The sequence below is a fragment of the Sinanaerobacter chloroacetimidivorans genome (assembly GCF_018128545.1).
Lineage (GTDB): Bacteria > Bacillota > Clostridia > Peptostreptococcales > Anaerovoracaceae > Sinanaerobacter > Sinanaerobacter chloroacetimidivorans.
On record NZ_JAGSND010000013.1, the window covers coordinates 91,336 to 104,283 of the forward strand.

At 42.3% G+C, this 12,948-nt stretch carries 13 protein-coding genes; 12 read left to right on the plus strand and 1 reads right to left on the minus strand.

Features of this window, described 5'->3' with window-relative positions; all coding sequences use genetic code 11:
• Positions 1–72 precede the first annotated feature (72 nt).
• The gene (locus tag KCX82_RS16695) at positions 73–1,179 is read right to left on the minus strand and encodes an FtsW/RodA/SpoVE family cell cycle protein (protein WP_227019629.1); all 1,107 of its coding nucleotides are present in this window, start codon (positions 1,177–1,179) and stop codon (positions 73–75) included.
• A gap of 259 nt (positions 1,180–1,438) precedes the next feature.
• On the opposite strand from KCX82_RS16695, the gene rny reads away from it, so the two are divergent.
• From rny to spoVAE, 12 genes are all read left to right on the plus strand, one after another.
• Positions 1,439–2,980 (plus strand): ribonuclease Y, encoded by a 1,542-nt coding sequence (rny, locus tag KCX82_RS16700; RefSeq protein WP_227019655.1) that lies wholly within the window; start codon positions 1,439–1,441, stop codon positions 2,978–2,980.
• A gap of 113 nt (positions 2,981–3,093) precedes the next feature.
• Positions 3,094–4,260 (plus strand): cysteine desulfurase family protein, encoded by a 1,167-nt coding sequence (locus tag KCX82_RS16705; RefSeq protein ID WP_227019630.1) that lies wholly within the window; start codon positions 3,094–3,096, stop codon positions 4,258–4,260.
• Complete coding sequence (thiI, locus tag KCX82_RS16710) at positions 4,260–5,450, plus strand: tRNA uracil 4-sulfurtransferase ThiI (protein ID WP_227019656.1); 1,191 nt, start codon at positions 4,260–4,262, stop codon at positions 5,448–5,450. Before KCX82_RS16705 ends, thiI begins: the two co-directional genes overlap by 1 nt.
• Positions 5,451–5,569: 119 nt before the next feature.
• A complete protein-coding gene (gene spoIIAA / locus KCX82_RS16715; RefSeq protein ID WP_227019631.1) occupies positions 5,570–5,947 on the plus strand; it encodes an anti-sigma F factor antagonist in 378 nt (125 codons plus the stop codon).
• Between the two features lie 31 nt (positions 5,948–5,978).
• A complete protein-coding gene (spoIIAB, locus tag KCX82_RS16720) occupies positions 5,979–6,404 on the plus strand; it encodes an anti-sigma F factor (RefSeq protein ID WP_264373311.1) in 426 nt (141 codons plus the stop codon).
• On the plus strand, positions 6,394–7,125 hold the full coding sequence (locus KCX82_RS16725; protein WP_227019632.1) for a sigma-70 family RNA polymerase sigma factor: 732 nt from the start codon (positions 6,394–6,396) through the stop codon (positions 7,123–7,125). The genes spoIIAB and KCX82_RS16725 overlap by 11 nt, the downstream gene beginning before the upstream one ends.
• 468 nt (positions 7,126–7,593) lie before the next feature.
• Positions 7,594–8,739 (plus strand): acyl-CoA dehydrogenase, encoded by a 1,146-nt coding sequence (locus tag KCX82_RS16730; RefSeq protein WP_227019633.1) that lies wholly within the window; start codon positions 7,594–7,596, stop codon positions 8,737–8,739.
• A gap of 21 nt (positions 8,740–8,760) precedes the next feature.
• On the plus strand, positions 8,761–9,561 hold the full coding sequence (gene etfB, locus KCX82_RS16735; RefSeq protein WP_227019634.1) for an electron transfer flavoprotein subunit beta: 801 nt from the start codon (positions 8,761–8,763) through the stop codon (positions 9,559–9,561).
• Positions 9,562–9,581: 20 nt separating this feature from the next.
• Positions 9,582–10,868, plus strand: coding sequence for an electron transfer flavoprotein subunit alpha/FixB family protein (locus KCX82_RS16740; protein ID WP_227019635.1), 1,287 nt, complete (start codon positions 9,582–9,584; stop codon positions 10,866–10,868).
• Between the two features lie 183 nt (positions 10,869–11,051).
• Positions 11,052–11,525 (plus strand): stage V sporulation protein AC, encoded by a 474-nt coding sequence (spoVAC, locus tag KCX82_RS16745; RefSeq protein WP_227019636.1) that lies wholly within the window; start codon positions 11,052–11,054, stop codon positions 11,523–11,525.
• Between the two features lie 9 nt (positions 11,526–11,534).
• On the plus strand, positions 11,535–12,590 hold the full coding sequence (gene spoVAD, locus KCX82_RS16750; protein ID WP_227019637.1) for a stage V sporulation protein AD: 1,056 nt from the start codon (positions 11,535–11,537) through the stop codon (positions 12,588–12,590).
• On the plus strand, positions 12,590–12,943 hold the full coding sequence (gene spoVAE, locus KCX82_RS16755; protein ID WP_227019638.1) for a stage V sporulation protein AE: 354 nt from the start codon (positions 12,590–12,592) through the stop codon (positions 12,941–12,943). Before spoVAD ends, spoVAE begins: the two co-directional genes overlap by 1 nt.
• Positions 12,944–12,948 lie beyond the last annotated feature (5 nt).

Below are 12,948 nucleotides of genomic sequence, written 5' to 3' on the forward strand. Positions count from 1 at the left end.
GCTTTTTTTGTTTTGAAAGCTTGTGGATACCTAATGAAACAGACGCTCTTACATCCTGTTTTCAAGCAGACATCAGAAATTGATGATTTTACTGCGGATTCCCACATTGAGTACCAAACCCAGTGCGATCATATTGGCCACCACGGAGGAACCGCCGTAGCTGATAAAGGGCAAGGTGATTCCGGTTACCGGCATGATACCCATTGTCATTGCAATATTTTCAAATATCTGAAAACCAAACATGGCAAGAATGCCGACTGCAATGAGTGAACCGTACATGTCTTTGGCGTTATCCGCAATTTTAAGTAAACGATATAAAAAGGTGGTATAAAGTATAATCACAACAGCTCCGCCTATCAATCCCAGCTCTTCTACAATGACGGAAAAGATAAAGTCGGATTTTTGAACCGGCAGAAATTTCAGCTCCTTCTGCGTTCCTTGAAACAGGCCTTTTCCGAAGATCCCTCCGGAACCGATGGCAACCTTGGAGTTCCATACCTGATAATTCCCCGTGAGAGACAGATTTTCCGGATGAAGAAAAGCGTCAATCCTTTCTTTCTGGTGAGATTCCATAAAACGATAAACAATGGGCATCGAAATTAAAAAGGTGCCGGCCAGCTTTGCAAATAATTTATTATCAATGCCGGCTGAGAAAACCATAGTTACAGCGATAACACACATAACGATGGCCGATCCCAGATCCTCCTTTAAAATAATCAGAATGAACGGAGAAGCATAGAGTATCGCAAAGCCGATCCCTTTCAAGGTCATCAGGGAACCCCGTGTTCGAGTCAAATAGCTTGAAAAAATAAGGATAAAGGAGATTTTAACCAGCTCCGATGGCTGCATATCAATGGGACCGAGGTCCACCCAGGCTCTGGAACCGAAATGCTCAACTCCAAGTCCGGGGATATAAACCGTAAGCAGAAACAGGATCGACCCCGCATAAATGATCTTCTCCATACTCTCAAAGTTCTTATAGTCAAAAAGAAGAACCAGTGCCAAAGCTACGGCACCAAGACAATAGGCGGCTATCTGAACTTTAATATCTTTTGTAATGATAAATTCTCCTTCGTAGGCGGTGCTCCCTACCATAATTACACTGATGACTGCAAAGCAGACAGGCAGTATTAACAGCACTTTATCTATATTTTTAAGTAAATTTCTAAAATAATTCATTTTGGGTTGCCTTTCATTTGGTTTGTCTTTACGTAGTTTTAACTGAATTCGTATCTGATTAACAATAATAGTCGTTACTGTAAAATTATTGATATGGTCAAAGCTAATTCAACTTGACATCATGTTACGATAAACATTATAATATATATTGTGTAGTTATATCAATATTTAATTACGTAATGCTGATATTTAGTAATCTGCAAGGGTTTGAACCAAGCGTTAAAAGTTAAAAATAAATAGTAAAGGGAGGTGTGTTAGCATAGGAATAGGAATTGGAATTCTCATTGGAATTGTTGCCTTAGCCTTTGGGCTTTTGGTTGGATATATATTCAGAAAGACGGTAGGCGAAAAAGCTATCGGAAGCGCGGAACAAAAAGCAAAGAATATGATCCTCGATGCTGAAAACAGATCGGAAACCATCAAAAAGGAAATAACCATTGAAGCAAAAGAAGAAGCTCATAGGATGAGAAGTGAAGTTGAGCGAGAAATAAGAGAGAGAAGAGCAGAGATTCAGAGATCGGAAAAAAGACTGATTCAAAAAGAAGAAGCCATTGACCGAAAAACTGAAAATCTGGAAAAGAAAGAAGAAGGCATTACTAATAAAGAGCAGCTATTAATAGCCAAGCAGCAGGAATTAGATGGATTTATAACAAAGCAAATGGAAGAGCTGGAGAGAATATCTGGTTATACTGTGGAGGAGGCAAAGAACGTTTTGCTTTCCAACATTGAAAAGGAAATCAGATATGAGGCCTCTGTCATGATCAAGGACATCGAGTCCAAGGCCAAGGAAGAGGCTGATAAGAAAGCAAAGGAAATTATTACAGGAGCCATCCAGAGATGTGCCGCAGATCACGTAGCAGAAAGCACGGTCTCTGTAGTACCGCTTCCAAATGATGAGATGAAAGGTCGAATCATCGGAAGAGAAGGAAGAAACATCAGAGCAATTGAAACCCTTACAGGAATTGATTTAATCATCGATGATACGCCTGAGGCCGTCATCCTGTCGGGATTTGATCCTGTAAGAAGAGAAATCGCTCGATTATCTCTGGAAAAACTCATTGTTGACGGACGTATTCATCCGGCAAGAATTGAAGAAATGGTTGAAAAAGCCGAAAAAGAAGTAAATAACATCATTAAGGAAGAAGGGGAACAGGCTACCTTTGAAGTTGGTATTCATAACCTTCATCCTGAATTGATCAAGCTTCTTGGAAGATTGAAGTACAGAACCAGCTATGGCCAGAATGTTTTAAAGCATTCCGTTGAAGTCGCCCATTTAGCCGGATTAATGGCAGGAGAATTGGGACTAGATATCAAGAGTGCCAAAAGGGCAGGCTTACTCCATGACATCGGTAAATCCATAGACCATGAGGTGGAAGGTACCCATGTAGATATCGGTATCGATCTGCTGAGAAAATATAAAGAGTCAGAAACCATTATCAATGCCATGGCAGCCCATCATGGGGACTATGAGCCGAAGAGCCTGGAGGCGGTGCTTATCGCGGCTGCTGATGCTCTGTCTGCAGCAAGACCTGGGGCAAGAAGAGAGACTCTTGAAACTTATATTAAGAGACTTCAAAAGCTTGAGGAAATTGCCAATACAACGCCTGGTGTTGAAAGATCTTTTGCAATACAGGCAGGTCGGGAAATCAGAATTATTGCCAGACCTGAGGAAATGAACGACGAAGAGATTGTATTCCTTGCCAGAGAAATCAGCAAAAAGATTGAAAGTGAACTGGAATATCCAGGCCAGATTAAGGTTAATGTAATCAGAGAAACAAGAGCAATTGAATATGCAAAATAAAGAAGAGGCTTAAGCCTCTTCTTTATTGGGGATTCTAGCACCGGTTGACAAAGTACAAACTTTGCGGCGTGTTTTACCTCGTTAACCGATGCTACAATAGTTGGAGAATACGGATGGAAGTTTATTTGGATAACAGCGCCACCACAAAACCCTATGGGGCAGTGGTGAAAGAAATCATGAGATATATGGAAGAAGACTATGGAAACCCATCCTCCCTGCACAGAATGGGCATCACAGCGGAAAAGGCTCTCAAAGAGGCCAGAAGAACTGTCGCCCTGTCTCTGGAGGCCATGGAAGAAGAAATTTATTTTACTTCAGGAGGAACCGAATCCGATAATACGGCCATTTTTGGAGCTGCTATGGCCAGGAAAAGAAGAGGGAATAAGATTATTACCTCCCAGATTGAACACCCCGCGGTTTTAGAGAGCTGCAGAAAATTGGAAGATATGGGCTTTCAGGTGGAATATATCGGCGTGGACTCTGACGGAGTTATAAAAATAAAGGAATTAGAGCAGGCTATTGATGATAGAACTATTTTAATAACCGTCATGCAGGTCAATAACGAAGTGGGAACGGTACAGCCCATTCATGAAATTGGCTTAATAAAGAAGAACTTTGATCAGAATAAAGGATCTGATATCCTTTTTCACACAGACGCGGTACAATCCTACGGGAAGATACCGATCCGGCTGAAAAACAGCCCTATTGATCTATTATCCGTCAGCGGACATAAAATACATGGACCTAAGGGAATCGGAGCATTGTATGTAAGAAAAGGCATTCATATATCTCCCTATCTGTTTGGAGGCGGGCAGGAACGAAGTATGAGGTCCGGGACGGAAAATCTGCCTGGAATTGCAGGCTTCGGAAAAGCTGTTGAGCTAAGCAGTAAGAATTTTCAGCAGCGAATCAGCAATATGAACAGGATAAAAAGTTATCTGAGAGAAGGAATCCAATCGGAGATCCAGGATATCAGAATCAACAGCAGAGAAGACGGGGTACCGTCCATTCTCAATGTAAGCTTTCTTGGAGTCAGAGGCGAGGTATTGCTCCACAGCCTGGAGCAAGCGGGAATTTATGTATCAACCGGCTCTGCGTGCTCCTCTCATAAAAAAGGACAAAGTTATGTTTTAAAGGCCATGGGCCTTTCCGAAAAGGAGATCCAGGGTGCCATCCGATTCAGCTTCAGCGAATTTCATACCATGGAAGAGATGGATTATGTTTTAATAAATTTAAAAAATGCGGTAAGTAAATTTAGAAAGTTGGGTAGCTTCAGATGATGGAAGATAGGAATACATTTATAGTTCGATGCGGTGAGGTTGCGTTAAAGGGGCTGAACAAGCCCTATTTTGAAAGAATGCTGGTAGACCGTATCAAAAGAGCATTAAAGAAATTTGACGGAATTGAAGTGAAACGAAAAGAAGGATTGATTTTCGTGAAAGCACCTGCTGCTCTGGATCAGGATGAAATTGTGGGTGAAATTTCCAGAGTGTTCGGAGTTGCATCCATCAGTCCTGCAGTGGAAGTGGATTCTGATATGGAAGAGATTGGAAAAGCTGCAGTAGAGTTTATGTTGAGGCTTATTGAAAAGAAGGGTGTGAAAACCTTCAAGGTTGACGCGAAAAGGGCGGATAAGAGTTTTCCGGTAAAGTCACCTGACATCGCAAGAAACATCGGAGCCCAAGTACTGATTGGATGTAAAGTCCTGAAGGTGGACGTCCACAATCCGGATTGTCTGTTATTTGTGGATGTGAGAAGGGATAAATCCTACATTTATGAGCAGAAAATTTCCGGATTTGGCGGCTTGCCTTTAGGGACGAACGGAAAGGGTATGATTCTGCTTTCCGGAGGAATAGACAGCCCTGTAGCCGCATGGATGATGGCGAAAAGAGGCATGCTGATAGAGGCCGTACATTTTCATTCTTATCCGTATACCAGTGAAAGGGCTCAGGAAAAAGTGGTAGATCTGGCTAAGATCGTTGCCGGCTATTGCAGCCGCTTTAAGATGCATACCATTAATTTGCTGCCGATACAGGAATTGATCGTCCAGAACTGCCCGGAAGAAGAAACAACCATTCTTGTCCGAAGATTTATGATGAAAATCGCAGAAAAGGTAGCAAGAGAAACAGATTGCTGCATGCTGATCACCGGAGAGAATCTGGGCCAGGTAGCAAGCCAGACGGCCGAAGCTCTTGTGGTTACGGATCATTCCGTTCAAATTCCGGTGATGAGGCCGCTGATCGCTCTGGATAAAGTAGATATCATGGATATTGCAAAAAATATAGGAACCTATGAAACCTCCATTCTTCCCTATGAGGATTGCTGCACCGTATTTTTACCGAAACACCCGACTACGAAGCCGAAGCTGGAAAAGATTCTGGAATCGGAAAGCAGGCTTGATGTCGAACAACTGGTGAATGAAGCGGTAGCATCCAAAGAAACCATTACCGTATATCCTGACTATAGATAATGGCACAGAATCAGCAGCAGGATCTATATAAATCGACAAAAATAGAATCAAATCCCCTCATTCTCCTAAGGACAGCTGTTGGACAAGCCTGTATAATTAGAGAAGAGGGGGTTTTTTATATGCAGATAGATTTTGAAATGACCGACGAAATCCTGATTGCAAGTCTCAATGGAGAATTGGATCATCATACCGGTGCGGTAATAAGAGAAGAAATAGATAAGACGATTGACGCCTTCCATTCCAGGCATCTGATCTTCAATTTCGAAAAAGTGAGTTTTATGGATAGCTCTGGTATTGGGGTTATCATGGGGAGGTATAATAAAATCACGCAGTTGGGGGGAAAATTGCTGATTACGGGCTGCAATGAATATATCGATCGGATTCTGGACATGTCAGGGATTTATACCATAGCAGTGAGAATGACGACCCTTGAAGAGGCCATCGAAAAAATGAAGACTGAAACATCAGAGGAGGAGGTAGAAGGCAGTGACAGATAGCAGAGTAGAAAAAGAAAACATTGTGAACCAAATGAAGCTGGAGTTTTTGAACCGTTCTGAAAATGAAAGCTTTGCCAGAGTCGCAGTTTCTGCATTTATTACACCGCTGGATCCCACCGTTGAGGAGCTGACAGAAATAAAAACCGCAGTATCAGAAGCAGTCAGCAATGCCGTGATCCATGCTTATAAAGAGGACGAAAAAGGCTTGATTCAACTGGAATGCAAGGTGGATTCCGAACGAAGGGTGATCATAATCGTGTCTGATCACGGTGTCGGCATTGAGGATGTTTCCAAGGCCAGAGAGCCGCTATATACGTCAAAACCCAATGAAGAACGATCGGGAATGGGGTTTACCGTCATGGAGAGCTTTATGGATAAACTTGAAGTGGTATCGGGGACTGATGAAGGTACCCGGGTTACAATGTTGAAAAAATTGGACAAGGCTTATGGGATCTAATTATGTTGCTTTAAGTAAGGAAGATACATATGATCTGATTGAACTGGCCAAGAGCGGAGATGAGAGGGCCAGAGAGCAGTTGATATATCAAAATACCGGTCTGGTAAAGAATATTGCATTAAAATTTATCGGAACAGGATATGAACTGGATGACCTGCTGCAAATAGGATATATCGGACTTCTCAAAGCAGTAGATCGGTTCAACAGCAGTTACGGTGTGATGTTTTCCACCTATGCGGTACCTATGATTCTTGGAGAGATCAGAAGATATCTGAGGGATGACGGACGGATCAAAGTGGGGAGACAAGTAAAGCAGGATATCAAGAATCTGAAAAATATCCAAGAAAGCTTTTATAATAACAACGGAAGATATCCCAAGATGAGTGAGCTTGCGGAGCTTATGGAAACGGATGTGGAGAGTGTGCTGAGCATTATGGAGGCCAGTGACGCTTTAAACAATTTTGAAAGCCTGGATGATCCTGACAGGCAGGAACGGCAAAACAAGGAATTGTATACGGAAACGGAAGAGCGGAATATCGATATGATACACCTGAAGAGTATCATCGGCAAATTATCTGACAAGGAAAGGCAGATCATTGTTCTCAGATATTTTAAGGACATGACCCAGCAGCAGATCGCAGGACTGATGGGAATTTCTCAGGTACAGGTATCCAGAATAGAAAAAAAGGTGCTTGCCACCTTAAGGCAGGAAATGGAATAGCAGGATTGTCTCACGAAGAGGGCAGTCCTGCTCTTTTTTTATGGTGGGAAATTTTTTTCACGGCGGAGATCAGCCGCCCTCTGTTTTTATCTGATGAAAATTGCTGCTTATATGCTAGATAAATAACAAACGAATTTAAAAAATGAATTCTAAAATAAAAGATACGATGAAATTTTTTTCATCAGAAACAGGGTCATTTTTTGTTGTTGTTTTGTGTCGCCGCAGGACCTTTCCATGTTTCTCCAAAGCACTCAAAACATCTGAATTTTCAGTCTATTTCGGAGTTTTAAGTATATAAAAAAAAACATAAAAATCATTGCAAGAAAAGGTTGCAAAAAAGAGGAAAATGTTGTTTACTGATATTATATAATGTTATTTTTATAACGAGGATTCTACAAGTTTAGTTTCAAAAAATTTCAATTAAATAAAAAATGTGTTACAGATATAATAATTTAAGGAGGCTAAAACATGAACTTTCAACTAACGAAAGAACAAGAATTTGTAAGGAAAATGGTAAGAGAGTTTGCTGTTAACGAGGTGGAACCACTAGCTGCCGAAATCGACAAGGAACATAGATTCCCGGTTGAAACAGTAGAGAAAATGGCAAAATACGGTCTTTTAGGCGTACCATTCCCGAAAGAACTGGGTGGAGCCGGCGGAGACCATATCTCTTATGCCATCACAGTAGAAGAACTATCCAGAGTCTGTGCATCTACGGGAGTTATCTGTTCCGCTCATACATCCCTTTGCGCATGGCCAATCTGGGCATGGGGAACTGAAGAGCAGAAGCAAAAGTATATGGTTCCTCTTGCAAAAGGCGAACACCTTGGTGCGTTTGGATTAACCGAGCCAAACGCAGGAACCGATGCTGCAGGGCAACAGACGAGAGCCGTTGATATGGGCGACCACTGGCTGATAAACGGTGCTAAAGTATTTATTACAAATGGCGGCTATGCCGACACCTTTGTTGTAATGGCAATGACAGACAAATCCAAGGGTACCCGAGGCGGCATCAGTGCCTTTATCGTTGAAAAAGGGTTTGAAGGTTTCTCCATCGGTAAAACAGAAGAAAAGATGGGTATCTGCGGTTCCTCAACTACAGAATTGATTTTCCAGAACTGTAAGGTTCCAAAAGAAAATCTTCTCGGAAAAGTAGGAGAAGGTTTCAAGGTTGCGATGTCAACTCTGGATGGAGGCCGTATCGGTATTGCATCCCAGGCGCTGGGAATTGCACAGGGAGCTTTTGATGTTACCGTTGAATACATGAAATCCAGAAAGCAATTCGGAAAGAAGCTTTCCCAAATGGAAGCTCTTCAATTCGATATTGCTGAGATGAAAACAAGAATTGAAGCAGCCAGACTGCTGATCTATAAAGCTGCAGACATGAAGGATAAGCATTTGGCTTATGGTCCCACTTCTGCAATGGCGAAATTATTTGCTGCTGAAACCGCTATGTATGTAACAACCAAGGCTGTGCAGCTGCACGGCGGCTACGGATATACAAAGGATTATCCGGTAGAAAGAATGATGAGAGATGCCAAGATTACTGAAATCTATGAAGGTACCTCTGAAGTTCAGAAAATTGTTATTGCAGCGTCAGTATTTGGTAAATAATAGAAGAGGGAGGAAAGAAAAATGGCATTTAAAATTATAGTCTGCGCAAAGCAGGTTCCTGATACAAACGAAATCAAGATTGACCCAGTGAAAAAGACTCTAATCAGAGAAGGCGTACCCAGCATTCTAAATCACGATGATGCAAATGCCCTGGAAGAAGCTTTAAAAATTAAAGATACATATCCTGATACCCACGTTACGGTAGTAACTATGGGTCCTCCTCAGGCAAAAGATATGCTTTTGGAATGTTTGGCTATGGGTGCTGACGAAGGCGTGCTGGTAAGTGACAGAGCCGTCGGCGGATCTGACACTTGGGCAACTTCCAATGCTCTTGCGGCAGCCATCAACAAACTTGGGGAATTTGACCTGATCTTTGCAGGCCGTCAGGCTATCGACGGTGATACTGCTCAGGTTGGACCACAGATTGCTGAAAAGCTTGGATTACCTCAGGTAACTTATGTAACAGAATTTGAAATTGCTGAAGATAAGAAACATATCACTGTAAAAAGAGCGCTGGAAGACGGCTATGAATTAATCAAGATCCAGACTCCTTGTATGCTTACAGCAATAAAAGAACTGAACAATCCAAGATATATGTCGATCAACGGTATCTTTGACTGGGCAAACAAAGAAGTGAAAGTTTGGAATGCAAAAGATATCGAGGTAGATCTTGCAACTGTAGGACTGGATGCCTCTCCGACAAATGTATATCGATCCTTCACTCCTGCACCAAAAGGCAAAGGAATGATGATTGAGGCTGATGGTGAAAAAGAACAGGCGAAGGCTTTATTGATCAATCTGAAAGCCAAGCATGTAATCTAATAGAGGAGGAGGACAAAAGAATGGCAATTAAAGTTTTAAGTGATAAATGTAAAGGCTGTAAATTATGTATCAAGGCATGTCCATTTGAGGCAATCGACATGGAAGGCAAACTGGCAGTCATCAATGAAAAATGTACTGCCTGCAACCAGTGTATCCCGGCCTGTCCTTTTAAAGCGATTGAAAAGACAGCAGAAGCAGAGGGTCCGGTTGATCTTAGCGCCTATAAACACGTTTGGGTTTATGCGGAACAAAGACGCGGCAAGCTGATGAACGTTGCGCTTGAATTGATCGGAGAAGGTCACAGATTATCAAGAGAAATCGGCGATGATACAAAAGTTTGTGCAGTTGTAGTAGGTAATAAAATTGAACATCTTGCAAAAGAATGCTATGAATATGGTGCAGACACCGTATATCTGATTGAAGATGATCTTCTGGAAAATTATACAACAGACGGATATACCAAGGTTATGGTAGATGCCATCAAGAAATATAAACCTGAAATCGTTCTGCTGGGCGCTACTCATATCGGAAGAGACCTTGCCCCGAGAGTAGCTGCAAGACTGAACACCGGACTTACAGCAGACTGTACAAGACTGGATGTGAAGGTTTCCAGCTATATTGACTATGCAAACAAGAACACGACATTAGACACCTCCTCACTGGATCCGAATTCCGATGATAAGGGTCTGAAGCAAACCCGTCCTGCTTTCGGCGGAAACCTCATGGCGACCATCATCTGCCCAAAAACCAGACCGCAGATGTCAACGGTAAGACCTGGCGTTATGCAGAAAAAAGAAAAGGCGGAAGGTGCTACGGGAGAACTGATCAAGGTGAATCCTGCCATCCAAAAGAGCGATATCAGAACTGAAATCGTTGATATCGTAAAATCTGCCAAAGAAATCGTGTCCTTGACAGATGCGGAAATCATCTGCTCCGGAGGACGTGGTCTTGGTGATTCTTCCGGTTTTGAAATGATCAAGAAATTTGCTGACAAAGTTGGCGGCGTTGTAGGTTCTTCCAGAGCAGCCGTTGACGCTGGCTGGATCGACCATTCCCATCAGGTTGGTCAGACCGGTACTACCGTTAAGCCTAGAATCTATTTCGCCTGCGGTATTTCAGGAGCCATTCAGCATCTGGCTGGAATGCAGACATCTGATATCATCGTAGCAATCAACAAGGATCCGGATGCTCCGATCTTTGAAGTGGCCGACTATGGTATCGTTGGTGACCTTTACAAGGTAATTCCGCAGATCATTGAAGAATGGGATAATGCTGAAAGCTTGTTTGACGCAGCTTCAAAAAAATAACATTCGATTCATTTTGCCAACAGGCTTATAATAAGTACCTGAAATGAAAACCAAGAGTACACCCCAAAAGTTAGAGATGAAGATCTAATTTTTGGAGGTGTACTTTTTTCTTTTGCTGTCACAATTTTTACTAAGAATTGAAAAAATATTTATGGATAAAATATTTTTAGAGGAGGGTAGAAAATGGCTAAACAACAGGAAAAACAAAATAAAAATAAAAAAAAGGAAGCGACAAAACAATACGAACAATATGTAAAACAATTCACACCCAGTCCGAAATATTTTTCAAACTGTTTGAAAGCATTTATTGTGGGCGGCCTTATATGTGTAGCGGCTTTATACTTACAAAATGAATTGATGGATAGAGGGTTAAGTGAGAAAAATGCAGGTGCTTATGTTACCGTTATATTGGTATGCACAGCCCAGCTGCTGACGGGTTTTGGTGTATTCGATACCATTGCAAAATTTGCAGGAGCCGGCGTCATCGTCCCCATTACAGGATTTGCCAATTCTATGGTAGCACCGGCAATCGAATTTAAAAAAGAAGGACCCGTTCTTGGTGTCGGAGCAAAGCTGTTCAGCCTTGCAGGACCCGTTCTTGTTAGTGGTTTTTCTGCCGGAGCTATTATCGGCATATTATATTATTTGATAAAATAGGAGGCAGAAATGAAAAATAAGTTAGGCAAACAGACATTATTATTTCGTCAGAAACCTCGTATTATTGGGGCCTATTCCATCGTTGGTGAAAAAGAAGGAAAAGGTCCGATGGCTCAGTGGTTTGATACGATTTTAGACGATGATACCTATGGAGAAAAGACTTGGGAAAAATCGGAAAGTAAAATGCTAAAGCAATCTCTGTTAATCGCTCTGCAAAAATCAGGGAAAAACAAAGAAGATATTGATACCGTTTTAAGCGGTGATTTGATAAATCAGCTCATGTCGTCATCTTTTATGGCCAGAGATCTTGCCTTGCCTTTTATTGGGCTCTACGGCGCCTGCTCTACCATGGCGGAATCGCTGGTTTTAGGCTCTGTATTGGTTGATGGAGGCTATGCACAAAACATCCTTGCTGGTGCATCCAGCCACTATTGCACGGCGGAGAGACAATTCAGGAATCCCCTTGAACATGGGAATCAAAGGCCGCCATCCGCTCAATGGACTGCGACAGCTTCTGGTGCCATGGTAGTTTCCGCTAAGGATAAAGGGGACAGTGTAGTTGCAATGGGCCAGGAAGCAAAGGAAATCTATGTTACCCATGCTACCATTGGTAAAATTATAGATACCGGTATAAAGGATGTAAACCAGATGGGGGCGGCCATGGCTCCTGCAGCAGTGGATACCATTATGAGGCATTTCTCAGATACCGGAAAGAAGCCGGATGATTACGATATTATTCTCACCGGAGACTTGGGCTTGATTGGTAAGGAAATCGCCGTAGACTTGCTGAAGGGCGCCAACATGGACGTTACTTCGGTATATGATGATTGCGGTGCTATGTTATTCGATAAGAATCAGGATACCCATAGCGGCGGCAGCGGATGCGGATGTTCAGCCGCAATTTTCGCCGGCTATGTTTATAAGCAAATGAGAACCGGCAAAATAAAAAATGCTCTTCTTCTTTCGACGGGTGCTTTGCTTTCTACTATTAGTCCGCAGCAGGGCGAATCCATACCGGGAATCGCTCACGCAGTTGCAGTGACAACGGAAGGAGGGGGGAATTAATGGATTATTTATACGCATTTCTGATAGGGGGTATTATTTGTGTCATTGGTCAAATCCTCATGGATGTAACAAAACTGACGGCTCCCAGAATTTTGGTTATTTTTGTGGTTGCAGGAGCTATTTTGACAGGATTGGGTTTATATGAACCACTTGTCAAATTTGCAAAAAATGGTGCCACCGTTCCTCTTCCGGGATTTGGCTATTCTTTGGCAAAGGGTGCCATGGATGGAGCAAAAGATGGATTTCTTGGCGCAATTACCGGAGGCATAAAAAATACTGCCGCAGGTGTAACTGCAGCAGTCGTATTTGGATATTTCGTGGCTTTAATTTTTTCTCCAAAATCAAAACGATAAGTTTT